We start from the raw sequence: 16,178 nt of genomic DNA, 5'->3' as shown, positions 1-16,178 counted from the left end.
TCAGTATACACATATAAGCTAAGTGGTTATAAAAATAACCTTATAATATTGATTATTCTAAATATTATAACTATAATAGTTTAAAAGTGGCGGTTGATTTTACCACCGCGGTTAAAAAAATAACCAAAAAGAGGGGTCGTATGCTCAAAAAAGAAACGTTAATTGGAACAGCACTTTATAAAAATGGTAGTTGGGAAATAAAAAGTAAGTCTAAGTATCATTTTCAAAAGTATAAAGATAAACTTGTTCATTTATTAAGTAAATATTTGAAAAGTAATGAGGACTTATTTAATTGTTCTTTTGAAGGTGACAATCTTCGTGTAATGAAATTAGATTATCATGAGGCTACCGTATTCATTCTGATGAATGCTAATGAAATCGATTTGTTTTATCAAATGAAAGAAATAATAGAATTTTCAAGTGATGGCATTTACGTAGTTGATGGCCACGGATATACATTACTAGTGAATAAAGCATATGAAGAGATATCTGGGATCAAGAGGGGTCATCTTATAGGGAAACATATGGGTGAACTAATCGAAGGGGGTAAACTTGATAGATCGGTTTCATTGTCAGTATTAAAAGAAAAAAAAGAAATGACATTAGTACAAACAATTAATAAAAAAAATGAAGTGATCGTAACTGGCAGCCCTGTTTTTAATCATAATGGAGAAATAAATATGGTTGTGACGAGTGTAAGAGATGTGACTAGATTGAATAGGATGCAAGATAAAATTAAAAGGGCAGAAGAGATTTCTATGCTTACGAACAACACATATAGATATAAACAACAATCATCAGAAGAGGTTATTTTTAAAAGTGATAAAATGAAAGAAATTAACTTATTAGTTATGAAAGTAGCACCGTATCCAACGAGTATCCTTTTAAGAGGGGAAACAGGTGTAGGTAAAGAAGTGCTTGCAAATCAAATCCATAACTTTAGTAATCGGTATGATAAGCCTTTTATTAAAATTAATTGTGGTGCCTTACCGGAGAATTTGATTGAGTCGGAGTTATTCGGGTATGAAGCTGGTTCCTTTACTGGAGCAAAAAAGGACGGGAAAATGGGATTGATTGAGTTAGCGCATAAAGGAACGATTCTTTTAGATGAAATAGGAGATATGCCGCTGTCATTGCAAGTAAAATTGTTAAGAGTCTTGCAAGATAAAAGAATACAGCGTGTTGGCGGCACGAAGTATCGGGAAGTTGATATTCGACTCATTGCAGCGACGAATAGAGACTTGAAAAGGGCTGTATCTGAAGGAGAGTTTAGAGAGGATTTATATTATCGAATAGCAGTTCTAGAGATCGATATTCCTCCTTTAAGAGAAAGAAAAGAGGATATTAAAGAAATCCTCAATAGCTTTTTAAACCATTTTAATAAGAGATATAATTTAAATAAAAGTATATCAAATTCGGCTATGCAACTATTAGTTAACTATGAGTGGCCTGGAAATGTGAGAGAATTGAAAAACACGATTGAAAACCTAGTTGTATCTGTACATGATACCGTTATAGATAACAGGCATCTTAATATTTCAACATCTATTAAAGAGAAAGTAGTGACGGATTCTAGTTCTCCTTTAAAAGTGCAATTAAATCAATTAGAAAAACAGCTGATTGAAGATTCATTAGGGAGAACGAGTTCAATTAGGCAAGCAGCAAAACAACTAGGGATCCATCATGCGACTTTATTAAATAAAATAAAAAAACATCGAATTGAAGTGACGTTGTAGAGGATCTAGTAATGATGGTATAGAGAAGTGATTGAACAAAGGTCACTTCTTCTTTTTGTGTTTTAACTCCATTATTTTCCCTACTTCTTTCGGCCAATCATCCTCTTTAGTCTGTAAAGAGAAGTTCTCGATATTTTTTAATATAACGGATGGAAAGTTCGCAGGCTTTCTTGTCTTAAGATTAATCCCAATAAGCATCATTTCACATGATGATATCTTTTCACTTTTTTCGTTATTCATCACTAAGAATAGATGAATTCTTTTTTTATCATGCTGCAAAATTTGGCATGAAATCGAAAACTTCTTTCCTTCTTTTATCTCTTTTAAATATCGTACGTGAGATTCTAGTGTGAAGATGGAATAGTCCATTTCTTCCCTTCCTTTAGCATCTAATCCAATGGCATCCATGAAATGTTCGGTAGCAAGGCTGAACATTTTAAAGTAGGCAGCATCATTCATATGATTGTTGTAATCGACATACTCCTTCTTCACTTCATCTAAATAAATCGGACCATTCATAATTTTCCCTTCTCCTTTTTCATTTTTATTTATTAACCTAAAACAGAAATGCGCAATTGTCAAAAAACGATCACGTATGGTGATCCTCTAATGGCCAAAAGATGGTTCGAGAAATCACCGACGGTTAAAAATTTAACCGATATTCAAAAGGATGTAATAGACGGTAAATTCAGAAAATTTTAAAAGGATATCGGTTACAAAGTTAACCGCTCTATTAATTGATATTAACTAAAGCTTGTAAAACAAGGTTTTAGAGTTGGCATGAGTTTTGCATTGATTTTTAAAGTGAAAAGTATGAAAGTAGGTGAATAAATGAATATTCAGTCGCTGTCCATGTATACAGGGGGAGTCTGGTACGAAAAACAAGAGACATTTCCGCTTGTATCTCCAGTAGATCAGACTGTGATCGCTCATATTAGTAAAGGCGATCAAACTGATATAAAAGATGCGATTATTTCTGCACGAAAAGGTTATCAGTCATTAAAAAAAAGAAGTGCACATGAGCGAAGTATGATTTTAGAGCGTGTTAGTGAGTTAATAAAAAAAAATAAGGAAGAGCTGAGTAGGACAATTTCTTTAGAAACAGCAAAGCCTATAAAGGATTCAAGGAGTGAAATAGATAGAACGATTATTACTTATAAATTAGCAGCTGAAGAAGCAAAACGGTTGAATGGGGAAACGATTCCGATGGATGCGGTACCTGGAGGAGAAAATAGATTAGGTTATTCGATAAAAGAACCTTTAGGTATCATTGCAGCAATTACACCTTTTAATTTTCCCTTTAATTTAGTTGCTCATAAATTAGGTCCTGCGATTGCAGCTGGAAATGCAGTATTGTTTAAACCTGCCGAGCAAACACCGTTAAGTGCAATTAAAATTACGGAGATTTTTCTTGAGGCAGGTTTACCGAAAGAGGCAATCCAGTTAGTTACTGGATATGGTAAAGAACTAAGTGACTCGATCGTTAAGGACGAAGATATACAGAAAATAACCTTTACTGGAAGTGTTCCGGTAGGGAAGATTATTAAGGAAAATGCCGGTTTAAAAAGAACAACATTGGAGTTAGGATCAAATTCAGCATTAATTGTTGAACCAGATACTGATATAAAAAAAATGGCGCAAAAATGTGTGAAGGCTGCATTTACATTTTCGGGGCAAATTTGTATCTCACTTCAAAGAATTTTTGTGCATGAGTCATGTTATGACACCTTTTGCAATGAATTAGTTGAAAAAACAAAGGAATTAAGAATAGGATCGCCATTTGATGACAACACAGATGTTGCTGCGTTAATATCACCCGACTCATTTAATCGAATTAAAAATTGGGTTGAACAAGCGAAAAATTCAGGTGCAACAGTAGCTTTAGGTGGGAATGGAACTAATAATACGTTTGAACCAACCATTTTATTAAATACAGACCTTAGCTTAAATGTATGTTGTGAGGAAGTTTTTGGACCGGTTGTATCTGTTATTTCATATAAAAATTTGGAAGAAGCTATTTCAATGGTAAACGAATCACAGTTTGGACTGCATACTGGTTTATATACGAAAGATATGAATAGAGCTTTAAAAGCAGCGGGGCAAATTGAAAGTGGTGGTGTATTAATTAATGAAGTGCCAACCTTTCGGCTAGACCATATCCCATATGGCGGTGTGAAAAATAGTGGTTATGGCAGAGAGGGGATTAAATACGCCTTAGATGAAATGACGAAAACGAAATTTGTCATGGTTAATTTAAATGAGTAGGGGGATTCTTGTGACTTCAAAACTAATCTTTCCTTCCCTAAGTTATGTAGGTGAAGGAGCTTTGTCTAACCTTTCTTCAGAAATAGAGAAATTAGGCGTAAAAAAAATATTGGTCGTTACAGATCAAACACTTGTAGATATTGGCTTATGTGCAAAAGTGTTAAAAAGTATAGAGGAAAAGTATCACATTGATATTTATACGGATATTATTCCAGAGCCTCCACTTGAAGACGCAGAGAGGCTAGTAAAATTCACGAGAGAGGGGAATTTTGAATTAATCATAGGAATGGGGGGAGGAAGTGCAATTGATTTAGCAAAACTAGCAGCAGTTATTTCTGCAAATGAAGGGAAAGTCAGTGATTATTTAAATTTGACGGGTACAAAACAAATCAAAAAGAAAGGCCTTCCGAAAATGATGATTCCTACTACAGCTGGGACTGGCTCTGAAGTGACAGATATCTCTGTTCTTTCTCTCGATGGTACAAAAGATGTTATAACACATCCATATTTACTTTCAGATGTAGCGATTGTCGATCCGACTGTAACGTTGTCAGTACCGAAACGTGTTACTGCTGCTACAGGAATAGATGCATTAACACATGCAATAGAAGCTTATATTTCTGTCAATGCTAACTTAGTCACAGACGGAATATCTATGAAGGCCATTCAGTTAATCGGCAATTCATTAAAAACTGCTTATTTGAATGGAGATAATATGAAAGCAAGAGAAGAGATGATTACTGCTAGTTATTTAGCAGGAATGGCTTTTTATAATGCCGGTGTTGGCGGTGTCCACGCTCTTGCTTATCCGCTAGGGAATAAGTTTAAACTGCCGCATGGTGAATCAAATGCCGTATTGCTGCCTTATGTTGTCAAGCATATAAAAAAAAGCTGTGAAGAAAAACTAGCAAATGTCGTGACTAATCTAGATAGAAGTCATAAAAAACAATCCAATAACCTAGAAGATTTATCGATATCTTGTGTTCATACTTTATATCATCTCGTGCAATCATTAGACCTTCCTACGAGCTTACAAGAGTATGGAATCAAAGAAGAGGATTTATCAGGTTTAACAAAAGAAGCTTTAAAGCAAACGAGATTACTAGCTAGAAGTCCTTTAAAGCTAGAGGAAAATGATATTTATAAAATCTATTTATCAGCGTTTAATGGAGAGATCTCATTATAGCTTTTAAGGTGAGAGGATAGGAGGGATTGAATGTTTAGGAAAAGGATTGAACCACGTGTTTCCGAAACAGATGGTGCAGGTCATATTAACAATACGACTTTACCTATTTGGTTTGAGGCAGGAAGAGATGAGATCTTTAAGTTATTTACCCCAGACTTATCATTTTCAAATTGGAAGTGCGTCATTATTAAAATGAATGTTGAATATCTTCATCAAATTTATTATGGGAAAGAAGTGTTGATTAAAACGTTTATTTCCAAAGTGAAAAACTCTAGCTTTGAAGTATATGAAGAAGTACATCAAGATGGAATTTTATGTGCAAAAGGACAAGCAGTTTATGTGAACTTTAATTTTGAAAAACAAAAAGCAGAGCCTATACCAGATGGAATTAAAGAAAAATTAAATGAACATCTCATTCGACAAGATACTTAAATGAGGAGTGTTTCTATGTCATTTGATACCATTCATTTCAACGTTAAAGAGAATCATGCAACAATCACGATTAATCGTCCGAAAGTGAATAATGCTTTAAATCATAACGTAATAACTGAAATTGAAAGCGCTTTATGATTTGTTGAAGAAAACGATGATATTACTGCATTGGTTTTTACCGGGGCTGGAAATGATGCTTTTGCTGCAGGTGCTGATATAAAAGAATTAAGAGAGACATCTGGTTTAGATATTTTGTTAAATCCGAAAATACAAAATGTATATAACAAAATTGAAAGCTTTGAGAAACTAACTATTGCTAGAATTAATGGTTATGCATTAGGTGGAGGGTTCGAATTAGCCCTTGCGTGTGACATTAGAATAGCAGCTGAAAATGCAAAAGTCGGATTATCTGAATTAAATTTAGGAATCGTACCTGGAGCAGGTGGAACTCAAAGGTTAGCGAGACTTATTCCTAAAGGGAAAGCGTTGGAACTCATATTAACTGGAAAGATATTGAAGGCAGAAGAAGCTTATACGATGGGGCTCTTAACAGATTGTGTCGCTAAAGTTGAGCTTGATCAACAGTATTTGACATCATAAATCGTATAGGGGGAAAAGGCCCATTAGCTGTGAGACTAGCAAAGTTAGCGGTGCACAAAAGTTATGAGACGGACATTCATACAGGAATATTAATTGAAAGACTAATCCAATCTGTCTTATTTGAAACGACAGATAAAAAGGAGGGGATGGATTCATTTTTAGATAAAAGAACTCCACATTTTACTGGTCAATAGGAAGAAATAAGAATAAGGGGGTGATTAACTTGTTGTCATTTGGTATAAACCGATGGGAAGTTTACATTGGGCGTTCACCAGATCATTCTGTTCAAACATTAACGTCTGTTTTGCAAGAGCATGACATTCAATATGATTTAAAAAAGGCACCACCTCTTTATATGTACGACCCTACTAAAGAGCAAACTATCGTTAAAAATGAAAATATGAATATTTCTTTAATTTATGTTACTGCAGATCCTTTAACACGTTTCTTTTCTTCAATATTAGGTACAAAAGGTCATTTATCATCAGTTACATTATTGTCTGTCCAGTTTAACAAACACGCAAAAAGTGAAGTTTCCAATATACTACACAGCTTTGTAAAATCTTCACCTGAAAAGCCTTGGGAACTGAAAGGTCATACACGATTTCGATATGCTGTACTTTTGCGACTAATAAATAAATGGAAATGGAAAAGGTATTCGACAGTTATGTAAGTGAATGAATTTTTATTTTATATGAGGAGGTAAAAGTATGAAGGAAAATCGTAATTGGTACCCAATGCCACGTGGTGAAAAGTGGTATTTAATTGGATTAGTTCTATATGTAACATTATTTTTACTACCTTGGAGCTACCAAATCGAATTGCTAAATGTTTCATTAGTAGTCTGGGGTTCAATTTTATTATTTTTCATAGCACCTATTGCTGGCTTGTATCTTGTTTTGACTGAAAATTCAGAAAGAACATAAGGAGGAAAAAGAATGACTCTTGAGTTGTTTATTGTCATTTTATATTTGATATTTTGTGTCTATTTAGGCTTTATTTCTCAAAAAAGTATCGCCAAGTCCAGTTCAGGTGTAAGTGAATATTATGCAGCTGGACAAAAGATAGGTACAACCGTGAATGCTTTGGCGATGTTGTCTGCATTAGGGAGTGGTGGAACATTCTTAGCACTTGTAGGAACGTTATGGGGATTGGGAATGTCCTATGTTGGCTGGATGTTTGCTGGTGCTATTGTTGGCTTCCCGGTAGCGAGCATTCTTGTGGCTAGGGCACTAAGAAACAGCCAACAATTTACTGTTTCTGGTTTTTTAAATGACCGATTTTATGGGAGTAAATTTTTGAAGATAGCTGTACCATTAGTCATAGTCGTAGGTTCAGGCATGTACCTCATGTCTCAATTAACGGCTGGAGGACTTCTTACTATTTATGTTACAGGGTTATCCTACGAGTGGAGTCTTCTTATTATTAGTTTAGTATTTATCCTATATGTGTCGATGGGGGGAATGTTGGCTGTTACATGGACAAATGTTCTTCAAGGAGGAACGATTGTTTTAATTGTATTGTTAATTGGTGTTGTAGGTTTAATAAACTTACCTGAAAATTGGTCACAATTCTTTTTAGGAGCTGTGAGTGAAAATGAAGTTCTTGGAAGTCATGGGACAATATCTGCTAACTTAGGAGTCTTTATTACTTGGGCAGCGGCAGTATGTGTTGCACCACATTTGATTATGCGTGTGTTTACAGCATCGAATGTCAGATCTGCAAAACTTTCCATGAATATTAGTATGTTCATTTATGCTACTTTGTTGTTAGTCCCATTTTTAATAATGATTCCATATATACCTACATTAGGTGAGGAAACTTTAGCAAGCCATGCCTCAGATATGTGGTTGCTGCTTATTGTAGAACAATTTTTTGGTCCAATTATTATGGGAATTATCATTGCTGGACTATTAGCTGCCGTCATGTCTTCAACAGATGCCTTGTTGTTAGCAACAAGTAGCGCAGTTGCCTATGATTTATACAATAAAGTACTTAATCCCGATGCAAGCAGAGAAAAAATATTAAAAGTATCGATGATCAGCACATGGATTATAGGAATTATTGTTATGTTACTCGCATTAAACCCGCCGCCATTTTTAATTGTATTATATACAGCTGCAATCGGATTTATGGTTTGTGCTTTCCTCGCACCAATGCTTCTTGGGATTTGGTGGAAGAAAGCAAACACGAATGGAGCGATTGCTGGTTTAACTACAGGTGCTTTAACTTATCTCATTTCTTTCTTCTTTTTTGATATGACGAGTAATACTGAGATCTTAATTGCATTACCAATTTCATTTGCGTCTATGATTGTAGTCTCACTATTAACAAAAGATTCAACCGTCGAAGGTATTGCAGAAAATAAAAACTATCATAGAAATATAGAAGAAGTGTCATAGTTTCTACAATCACACCTAGTATTTACCATATGGACAAGCACATGACAGTATACTGCTGTTCTGTGGTATTTACTAGGTTTTTAAACTTTAGTATGTGGAATGAATATTGACAAAAAGGATGCATGAAGGCATACATAAATAGATACGAACAATAATGAGCAATCCAAAAATCCTGACTACCGTGCAATGTAACTTAATATAGCGCATTTTGTAGCAAGTATCTCCTTAATTAAGTAATGAATGATGCTCTGACTATATCATCTGTCGCAATGCTCCTAAATGATAAGCTGTATGTGCTAAAGTTTGCTGGGCAGTGTTTGCTTTTTCATCGGTCCACTCAACAACTTGCTCCACGTTTTCAATAAACGTTTCGTACTCATGGTAGAGATCTGTTTTTATCTGGTGCCATTCCTTCTCATTTGCTTTCCGCACTTTCCAACTGTCTTTATCATTATAATCAAGCGGACTATCTGTAAAATCTGAGTTTGAGATCATTAAATAATAGTATATATGGTAAATATGAGAAACGATCGGTGTGTCACTTGTCTTTGAAGGCTGTGAGGCATCATTTGCTGATAATGCATTTAACGTGCCGAATAGACCGGCCTCTGGTCGTGTTGTAATATAAAAACTGCCATCTTCTGATGGGCCTTCAAACGCTTCTTTCATCATTGTTTTCAAAGAATATACGAGCAATTCATCCGAATTCAAAAAAAATCACCTCCTCTAGTTAGTTGATGAAAGCACGGACTTTATGATTTCATCCCTTTTTGAAATCCTCAATGCGATTAAGCTCTCTTGTTAATTATAAATGGAATATTCTGAATTGCAAATATTTGTGTGGTGAGAGGTGGGGGAAATTCTAGATATTATTAGGGAAGACTTAATTGTAGTAAATATAAAAGGATGAGAGTTTATCCTTTTACCACTGTCACATTTACTAAACATTTTGCGCTTTTCACCAGATGGTAAAGTGGATGTCGATGCATGGGGAGGAGTAATGCCTCATGTTTTTACAAATGTTTTGTTGTTCGTTTTTTATGTAATTATAGATTGCTTGTAGAGAAGCAATATGGGAAGTTTCATGCCTATATGAAAGATTCTCATAAATCTACCATACTTTTAACCGAAATGGTTAAAAGTATGGTAAACTAAATGAATAAGATGGAGATTGAGAACGAGGGATGAGATTTGGAGAAAAAGACATGTACACTAAAGGAACTTTTTTATGTTTTTTTACGAATTGGTCCTGCTACATTCGGTGGAGGTTATGCGATGATTCCGATGATCGAACGGGAGGTTGTTGAGGAGAAGAAATGGCTCGATTTAGAAGATGTTTCCGATGTTTTTGCCATGGCTGAATCGGTTCCTGGAGCAATTGCGATTAATTCTGCGACATTCATTGGTCATAGAATTGCAGGAGTTGCAGGAGCAATTACGGCACTGCTCGGTGTATTAATGCCCACTTTTGGGAGTGTTTTATTCCTTAGTTTGTTGTACTTTCATTTTAGAGACCATGAATTTATGACTCTCTTTTTTGAGGGGGTAAGACCAGCCATTGTAGCTTTAATTGTCTATGCCGGAGTTAAAATTTCAAAAACAGCATTAATAGATTCATTCACAATCGGGCTGTTTGTTGTCATATTATTGTTGTTGTTATTTTCCGGAATGCATCCAATTCTTTTCATTATCATTGGTGGTATGATCGGCTATTGGAAACGGAGAAAAAAGTAAAGTCTCGAGTGGGGGCGCTGTATGTATATTGAGTTATTTATCATGTTTTTTAAAATAGGAGCATTTTCTTTCGGAGGGGGATATGCGATGCTCCCAATTATAGAAGCAGAGGTGACAAATAAAGGCTGGTTTACGACCCAGGAGTTTACCGATATAATTGCGGTAGCCGGCATGTCTCCAGGCCCTATTGCTACAAATAGTGCAACTGTCGTAGGGTATCACGTAGGAGGGATAAGCGGGGCAATTATTGCGAGTGTAGCGATGACATTACCGTCTTTAATGATCATTTTATTATTGTCATCCCTTATTTTAAAAATAAAAAACGGGAAGGTTTTAGGGGCTGTATTTTATGGCTTAAGGCCAGTCGTTCTAAGTTTGATTTGTTATGCAGCGATTAAGTTTGCGTTAGCTAATCAGCTTTTGGAATTTCAATTTTCTTTCAACCATTTCATGATCGCCATGATTTTTTTAGTGACATTAATAGGACTCATCAAATATAAAGTACATCCAGTCATATTCATTGTCGCTTCGGGGATTTGCGGCGTCATTTTATTATAATGCGAGGTGTAAATGAAAGATGGAAAAGAGTTGCTGTACACCAGTGAGAAAACAGAAAAGTGATCTCGAGCCTCAAAGATTTGAAAAGACTGAAGAAAAAAAGTCCGATGTTAAACATCGGTTTCAGAAAATAGCCGGTGGAACGGCATATTTAGGTACGAATTCGAAAGTAGGTTATCCAGCTGATTTTGAAACACCACAGCTGCAAAAAGACGTGTCCCCTTTTATGATCGATCAATGTGCGGTGTCGAACCGTAATTTCAAAACGTTTGTTGTGGAAACAGGTTATATAACGGAAGCTGAAAGGTTTGGCTGGTCTTTTGTGTTTCATTTATTTTTGAGTGAGAAAGATAAATCACGAGTCATACAAGTCGTGGAAAATACACCGTGGTGGTGTGTTGTTGAAGGAGCAAGCTGGAAACATCCAATGGGACCGGATTCTTCAATTGAAGGGAAGATGGATCACCCTGTTGTTCATGTGTCTTGGAATGATGCGCTTGCATACTGTGATTGGTCGGGTACTAGGCTGCCGACAGAGCTTGAATGGGAGCATGCTGCTCGCGGTGGGACTGTCGATACGATCCATCCATGGGGGGATGAATTCTTAATTGATGGAGAGCATCAATGTAATATTTGGCAAGGAAAGTTTCCAGTTTCAAATACAGGGGAGGACGGTTACATTGGGACAGCCCCAGTAGACGCTTATAAACCTAATAAGTACCGGTTATACAATATGATCGGAAATGTATGGGAATGGACCGACGATCATTTTTGTAATGAAAGTAAAGGGTTAAATGTTAAGGAAGCTCCTGGATTCATGGCATTAAAAGGTGGGTCTTATTTGTGTCACGATACGTATTGCAATCGATACCGCATTGCTGCAAGAATCGGAAACACGAAAGATTCTTCTACTGGGAATATGGGATTCCGAGTTGTAAAAAAAGATTAAATTTTCTTGTATATACAATTGACATTTCTCAAATAAAGAAGCATAATAATTTATGAAAAGGTTTTCAGAAAAGGTTTTCAAAGATCACTTTAAACCGAAATGAGTAAAAGTACATTTCAAAATGGAGGAGAAAAAGATCCGAGTAGATATAGGCGACGATATTTTGAGTCGCGAAGCGTATGGTGTTAATACGTAGGTAACGGAGAAACGAGTCAACGTAGAGATACAAAAGTTATTTTCCCGGACTTTTTTGAACATCCTCTAAAAAGGTTTAATTCCAACGATTTTATATAAAAATATTATCTCTATTTCGATACATGCTAGAAAGATAGAGATTTTATTTTCGGAAGTTTTGAAAACCTTTTCAAAAAAATCCGATTCCAGAATAAAGCTCTTTCATTTCTGAAATCGATTATTTGTGGCTGTAAAGCTTAAAAAATGAATGGGGGAATGAAACATGAAGAAAGCAGGTCTATGTTTATCCGTTTTACTCGGTACATCATTATTCCTTGCAGCTTGTGGTGGTGACAACAACGAGGATGCAGGTGACAGCGGCTCGAATAATGGAGAAGCAACAGGTGGTGCGGACAAAATTACGATCTTCCAAAGTAAAGTAGAAATCTCTGAACCGTTAGAAAGAATGGCTGAAGAATATGAAGAAGAGACAGGCGTAGAAGTTGAGATTTGGGGTACGACAGGTGACGATTACTTCCAACAGTTACAAATTCGTATGAATAGTGATCAAGGCCCATCTATTTTCACGATCGGTCATGCCTCTGAAGCACACCTAATCGATTCTTATATTTATGATATGAGTGATGAATCTTACGTAGAAAATATCGCAGAAAACATGGCGATGGAAATTAACGGGAAATTAGTTGGTGTACCATATGGTGTGGAAGGTTTCGGTTTAGTATATAACAAAGATTTGATTGACCCAGAAGACGTTGCTGATTATGACTCTTTCGTAAATACGTTAGCTCAATATGAGGGCGATGATATTGAAGGGTTATCCCTATCACAAGAAGGATACTTCCTTATTGGACATATGAGTAACTATCCGTTCTCACTTCAAGAAGATAACATTGAGTTTATGGAACAAGTTACTGATGGAGAAGTAGATTTTTCAGATGTTGAAGAGTTTAACGCATTTGCACAAATGCTTGAAGATATTCGCGAATACACTGTGAATCCATTAGAAATGAATTATGATTCACAAATTGGTGACTTTGCGACAGGAAGAACAGCGATGATTCACCAAGGGAACTGGGCTTACGGAATGTTTAATGACTACGAGTTAGATTTTGAAATTGGCATGCTGCCTGTTCCATTAATGGATAACGATAAACTAGCGGTAGGCGTTGGTCAAAACTGGGCAGTAAATGCGAATAAGGAAGATGATGAAATTCAAGCTGCATTAGACTTCTTAGAGTGGATGCATACGAGTGAAACAGGACATCGTTATATTGTTGAAGAATTCGATGCAATTCCAGCGTACACAAATATCGAAGCCCCTGATTTAGATCCACTGTCACAAACCGTTCTTGACTACACAAATGAAGGGCAAACGATTCCTTGGTCACAAGGGCATTATCCTGCAAACCTTGTAATTAATGACTGGGTACCAGTAGCGGAAGATTTCTTTATTGACGATTCAGTAACGGGTCAGGATGTCATTAACGCAATGTATGAAGCTTGGATGGCAACCGGTGAATAATTAGTTTATTTCGGGAGATAGACAAAGCAAACGAGCTTTGTTTATCTTCCACCTATTTATAGCTACTATTTTTAATATGGTACTGATGGAAAGTAGGGATAGACCGTGAAAAGTTGGAAGAATAAAGGCTGGTATATCTTATTTACAGTTCCGCTCATTTTGATATTTACGACAGTCGTACTTATTCCATTTGGGATGGGAATATTCTATTCATTTTTTAACTGGGATGGAATAAGTGCCAACCCGAAAATTTTTGTAGGTTTAGATAATTATATTCAATTATTAGGAGATTCGAGATTTATAGATTCCGGTATACTGACAATTAAATTTACTGTTCTCTCATTAATAACAGTAAATGTGATCGCGTTAGGATTAGCCCTTTTAGTAACGTCCAAATTAAAAACGGTAAATGCAGCAAGAGCGATGTTTTTTATGCCTAACTTAATTGGTGGGCTAATCTTAGGCTACATCTGGCAGTTTATTTTCTCTGATGCTTTCAGGATTATGGGGCAGTTAACAGGCTTTGAGTCAATCTTCTTTAATTGGCTGTTAAATCCTGATTATGCATTATATGCGTTAGTGTTTGTATTTACTTGGCAGATGGCTGGATACATGATGATTATTTACATTACTGGGCTACAAGGTATTTCTCATGAAGTTTTAGAAGCGTCGTATATTGATGGCGCAAACTGGTGGCAGAGGTTAAAAAACGTTATTTTTCCACTATTAATGCCTGCATTTACGATTTGTTTATTCTTAACTCTTTCATTCGGATTTAAAATTTATGATGTGAACTTGTCATTAACAGGAGGAGGACCTGTAAACTCGACAGAGCTATTCGCACTTCATATTTATAATGAAATTTTTGGCTATAGCAATTATGGATATGGACAAGCAAAAGCAGTTGTATTCTTTATATTAGTAGCAGGTATAACATTAACGCAAGTGTATATGACTAAGAAGCGGGAGGTAGAAATGTAATGAATAAAACATGGAAAATTGCTAGAGAAGTTCTCCTTTTACTAGGTGCCTTCATTTTCTTATCTCCCATTTACATTATGGTCGTTAACTCCTTTAAGACGAGATCAGAAATGTATGATAATGTTCTCGCCTTACCGGAGGAATTCAGTTTTCAATACTATGTAGAAGCAATGGAACGGATGAATTTTCTGAATGCATTTGGAAACTCCCTTTTTATTACGATTACTTCGGTCATATTCATTGTCATTTTATCATCAATGACAGCATGGATGTTAGCGCGTACAGATAACACGTTAAGTAAAGTGATTTTTATGGTTTTCATCGCAACAATGCTCATCCCGTTTCAGACGATTATGATGCCGTTACTACAGTTTATGGACCAAATTATGAAAGCTACAGGCATCCCAATGTTAAATACACACGGTGGATTAATCTTCATGCATGTTGGGTTTAATTCAAGTATGGCGATCTTTCTGTATCATGGATTCGTAAAATCGATTCCAGTTTCTCTTGAAGAAGCAGCAACAATTGATGGCTGTACAAAATTAGGCTTATTCTGGAGGATTGTATTCCCGATGTTAAAGCCGATTACAGTAACCGTCATCATTTTAAATGTGATTCAAATTTGGAATGACTTCCTATTACCATCTCTTGTTCTTACAAGTACAGATTTAAGAACGATTCCATTAACAACCTTTTATTTCTTTGGGCAATTTAATATCCAATGGAACATGGCAATGGCAGGCTTAACATTAACCGTAATCCCGGTCGTTATCTTTTATATTTTTGCTCAACGATTCATTATTAAAGGAATCGGTGAAGGTGCAGTTAAATAGAGTGCAGGGTATGAGAAGAGTATATGAATGAACGATTTTGAACGAAGAATTAAATGGGGGAAGGGAATATGCAACCTAGATCTGGTTTTATGGGCGGAATTCATATCATAGCTGATTGGATTATGAAGTTAAGTATCGTAAACCTTCTTTGGTTTATTGTGAATTTGCCTGTTCTTGCGATTGTTTTCTTTATCATCATCAGCCCAAGTATAAACGCGATGTTTATATTCGGTATTCCTTTAATCATTTCTCTACTCCTGCTCTTTTACCCTAGTACAATTGCAGTGTTTGCAATAGCCCGTGAATGGGTGATGAATAATGAAGGTGTCTCACTTTGGAAATCATTTTGGAGGCATTTTAGCGTCAATTACAAGCATTCATTGATCGCTGGACTCATTCTTACATCATTATGGATTGTCTGGGCAGTCGATATGTATTACTTTAATCAGCAACACGAAATATTTGGGGTCATCTTTACGATAATAGGTGTTTTCCTCTTTGCTTTCACGCTCATTTTCTTATCGATATACGTTCATTACGACATGGGCAGAAAAGCGCAGCTGAAAAATGCTTTCTTTGTAACGGTAGGCAGTCCGTTGCTTACCATTTTCATTTTAGTTTTACATTTGATTATCGTTTATATGAGTATCAGGTTTTGGTTTGTAGTCGCATTTTTCACAATGTCTGTAAGTGCGATTGTAACCTTCTATCTATTTTATCAATTTACATTAAAGGTGAAAGAAAAGGTAGGATCATAAAACTAGCTATTAACCACTTAATCT

At 35.8% G+C, this 16,178-nt stretch carries 19 protein-coding genes; 17 read left to right on the top strand and 2 right to left on the bottom strand.

Annotated elements, in window-relative coordinates; all coding sequences use genetic code 11:
- Positions 1-140: 140 nt before the first annotated feature.
- A complete protein-coding gene (locus CD001_RS23065) occupies positions 141-1,736 on the top strand; it encodes a sigma-54 interaction domain-containing protein (RefSeq protein ID WP_257009915.1) in 1,596 nt (531 codons plus the stop codon).
- Positions 1,737-1,778: 42 nt separating this feature from the next.
- Here the strand turns inward: CD001_RS23065 and CD001_RS23060 are convergent, their stop codons facing one another.
- Positions 1,779-2,255 (bottom strand): thioesterase family protein, encoded by a 477-nt coding sequence (locus CD001_RS23060; RefSeq protein WP_096189946.1) that lies wholly within the window; start codon positions 2,253-2,255, stop codon positions 1,779-1,781.
- 312 nt (positions 2,256-2,567) lie between these two features.
- On the opposite strand from CD001_RS23060, the gene CD001_RS23055 reads away from it, so the two are divergent.
- Genes CD001_RS23055 through CD001_RS23025 form a run of 9 tightly spaced genes read left to right on the top strand, consistent with a single transcriptional unit; the run spans position 2,568 to position 8,621 of the window.
- On the top strand, positions 2,568-4,001 hold the full coding sequence (locus CD001_RS23055; protein ID WP_096189945.1) for an aldehyde dehydrogenase family protein: 1,434 nt from the start codon (positions 2,568-2,570) through the stop codon (positions 3,999-4,001).
- A complete protein-coding gene (locus CD001_RS23050) occupies positions 3,994-5,187 on the top strand; it encodes an iron-containing alcohol dehydrogenase (RefSeq protein WP_096189944.1) in 1,194 nt (397 codons plus the stop codon). The genes CD001_RS23055 and CD001_RS23050 overlap by 8 nt, the downstream gene beginning before the upstream one ends.
- A gap of 30 nt (positions 5,188-5,217) precedes the next feature.
- Complete coding sequence (locus CD001_RS23045; RefSeq protein ID WP_096189943.1) at positions 5,218-5,619, top strand: acyl-CoA thioesterase; 402 nt, start codon at positions 5,218-5,220, stop codon at positions 5,617-5,619.
- A gap of 15 nt (positions 5,620-5,634) precedes the next feature.
- A complete protein-coding gene (locus CD001_RS27170; RefSeq protein ID WP_306454097.1) occupies positions 5,635-5,757 on the top strand; it encodes a hypothetical protein in 123 nt (40 codons plus the stop codon).
- A 30-nt stretch (positions 5,758-5,787) separates the two neighbouring features.
- On the top strand, positions 5,788-6,219 hold the full coding sequence (locus CD001_RS27165) for an enoyl-CoA hydratase/isomerase family protein (RefSeq protein ID WP_306454096.1): 432 nt from the start codon (positions 5,788-5,790) through the stop codon (positions 6,217-6,219).
- Between the two features lie 29 nt (positions 6,220-6,248).
- Entirely contained in the window at positions 6,249-6,413 is a 165-nt protein-coding gene (locus CD001_RS27160) for a Clp protease/crotonase-like domain-containing protein (RefSeq protein WP_306454095.1), read from the top strand.
- A 29-nt stretch (positions 6,414-6,442) separates the two neighbouring features.
- Complete coding sequence (locus tag CD001_RS23035) at positions 6,443-6,892, top strand: hypothetical protein (protein ID WP_096189942.1); 450 nt, start codon at positions 6,443-6,445, stop codon at positions 6,890-6,892.
- Between the two features lie 37 nt (positions 6,893-6,929).
- On the top strand, positions 6,930-7,145 hold the full coding sequence (locus CD001_RS23030) for a hypothetical protein (protein ID WP_096189941.1): 216 nt from the start codon (positions 6,930-6,932) through the stop codon (positions 7,143-7,145).
- Positions 7,146-7,157: 12 nt separating this feature from the next.
- Positions 7,158-8,621, top strand: coding sequence for a sodium:solute symporter family protein (locus CD001_RS23025; protein ID WP_096189940.1), 1,464 nt, complete (start codon positions 7,158-7,160; stop codon positions 8,619-8,621).
- Positions 8,622-8,873: 252 nt separating this feature from the next.
- Here the strand turns inward: CD001_RS23025 and CD001_RS23020 are convergent, their stop codons facing one another.
- Positions 8,874-9,332: a hypothetical protein gene (locus CD001_RS23020; protein WP_096189939.1), complete on the bottom strand. Its 459-nt coding sequence runs from the start codon at positions 9,330-9,332 to the stop codon at positions 8,874-8,876.
- Between the two features lie 480 nt (positions 9,333-9,812).
- On the opposite strand from CD001_RS23020, the gene CD001_RS23015 reads away from it, so the two are divergent.
- The 7 genes from CD001_RS23015 (at position 9,813) to CD001_RS22985 (ending at position 16,154) form a co-directional block, all read left to right on the top strand.
- A complete protein-coding gene (locus CD001_RS23015; protein ID WP_096189938.1) occupies positions 9,813-10,355 on the top strand; it encodes a chromate transporter in 543 nt (180 codons plus the stop codon).
- 21 nt (positions 10,356-10,376) lie between these two features.
- Complete coding sequence (locus CD001_RS23010; protein ID WP_096189937.1) at positions 10,377-10,913, top strand: chromate transporter; 537 nt, start codon at positions 10,377-10,379, stop codon at positions 10,911-10,913.
- A gap of 19 nt (positions 10,914-10,932) precedes the next feature.
- Positions 10,933-11,862 carry a formylglycine-generating enzyme family protein gene (locus CD001_RS23005; RefSeq protein WP_096189936.1) on the top strand — a complete coding sequence of 310 codons (930 nt, stop codon included), beginning with the start codon at positions 10,933-10,935 and terminating at the stop codon, positions 11,860-11,862.
- 457 nt (positions 11,863-12,319) lie between these two features.
- Positions 12,320-13,579: a sugar ABC transporter substrate-binding protein gene (locus tag CD001_RS23000; RefSeq protein WP_096189935.1), complete on the top strand. Its 1,260-nt coding sequence runs from the start codon at positions 12,320-12,322 to the stop codon at positions 13,577-13,579.
- A 105-nt stretch (positions 13,580-13,684) separates the two neighbouring features.
- Positions 13,685-14,560 carry a carbohydrate ABC transporter permease gene (locus tag CD001_RS22995; protein ID WP_096189934.1) on the top strand — a complete coding sequence of 292 codons (876 nt, stop codon included), beginning with the start codon at positions 13,685-13,687 and terminating at the stop codon, positions 14,558-14,560.
- On the top strand, positions 14,560-15,396 hold the full coding sequence (locus CD001_RS22990) for a carbohydrate ABC transporter permease (protein WP_096189933.1): 837 nt from the start codon (positions 14,560-14,562) through the stop codon (positions 15,394-15,396). Before CD001_RS22995 ends, CD001_RS22990 begins: the two co-directional genes overlap by 1 nt.
- 68 nt (positions 15,397-15,464) lie before the next feature.
- Positions 15,465-16,154 (top strand): YesL family protein, encoded by a 690-nt coding sequence (locus CD001_RS22985; RefSeq protein WP_179298869.1) that lies wholly within the window; start codon positions 15,465-15,467, stop codon positions 16,152-16,154.
- The last annotated feature ends 24 nt before the right edge of the window (positions 16,155-16,178 follow it).

Origin of the sequence: Evansella halocellulosilytica, from assembly GCF_002335745.1 — a bacterium.
Lineage (GTDB): Bacteria > Bacillota > Bacilli > Bacillales > Salisediminibacteriaceae > Bacillus_CA > Bacillus_CA halocellulosilytica.
The sequence above is the reverse complement of the archived record's forward strand: the minus strand, read 5'-3'. Positions and strand labels throughout refer to the sequence as shown.

What these genes read in the sequence shown, in the direction of transcription:
- CD001_RS23030 (WP_096189941.1), top strand. Translation starts at nt 6,930, where the DNA reads ATGAAGGAAAATCGTAATTGGTACCCAATGCCACGTGGTGAAAAGTGG.
- CD001_RS23065 (WP_257009915.1), top strand. Translation starts at nt 141, where the DNA reads ATGCTCAAAAAAGAAACGTTAATTGGAACAGCACTTTATAAAAATGGT.
- CD001_RS27170 (WP_306454097.1), top strand. Translation starts at nt 5,635, where the DNA reads ATGTCATTTGATACCATTCATTTCAACGTTAAAGAGAATCATGCAACA.
- CD001_RS23045 (WP_096189943.1), top strand. Translation starts at nt 5,218, where the DNA reads ATGTTTAGGAAAAGGATTGAACCACGTGTTTCCGAAACAGATGGTGCA.
- CD001_RS22990 (WP_096189933.1), top strand. Translation starts at nt 14,560, where the DNA reads ATGAATAAAACATGGAAAATTGCTAGAGAAGTTCTCCTTTTACTAGGT.
- CD001_RS23050 (WP_096189944.1), top strand. Translation starts at nt 3,994, where the DNA reads ATGAGTAGGGGGATTCTTGTGACTTCAAAACTAATCTTTCCTTCCCTA.
- CD001_RS23060 (WP_096189946.1), bottom strand. Translation starts at nt 2,255, where the DNA reads ATGAATGGTCCGATTTATTTAGATGAAGTGAAGAAGGAGTATGTCGAT.
- CD001_RS23055 (WP_096189945.1), top strand. Translation starts at nt 2,568, where the DNA reads ATGAATATTCAGTCGCTGTCCATGTATACAGGGGGAGTCTGGTACGAA.
- CD001_RS22985 (WP_179298869.1), top strand. Translation starts at nt 15,465, where the DNA reads ATGCAACCTAGATCTGGTTTTATGGGCGGAATTCATATCATAGCTGAT.
- CD001_RS23000 (WP_096189935.1), top strand. Translation starts at nt 12,320, where the DNA reads ATGAAGAAAGCAGGTCTATGTTTATCCGTTTTACTCGGTACATCATTA.
- CD001_RS23025 (WP_096189940.1), top strand. Translation starts at nt 7,158, where the DNA reads ATGACTCTTGAGTTGTTTATTGTCATTTTATATTTGATATTTTGTGTC.
- CD001_RS23010 (WP_096189937.1), top strand. Translation starts at nt 10,377, where the DNA reads ATGTATATTGAGTTATTTATCATGTTTTTTAAAATAGGAGCATTTTCT.
- CD001_RS23005 (WP_096189936.1), top strand. Translation starts at nt 10,933, where the DNA reads ATGGAAAAGAGTTGCTGTACACCAGTGAGAAAACAGAAAAGTGATCTC.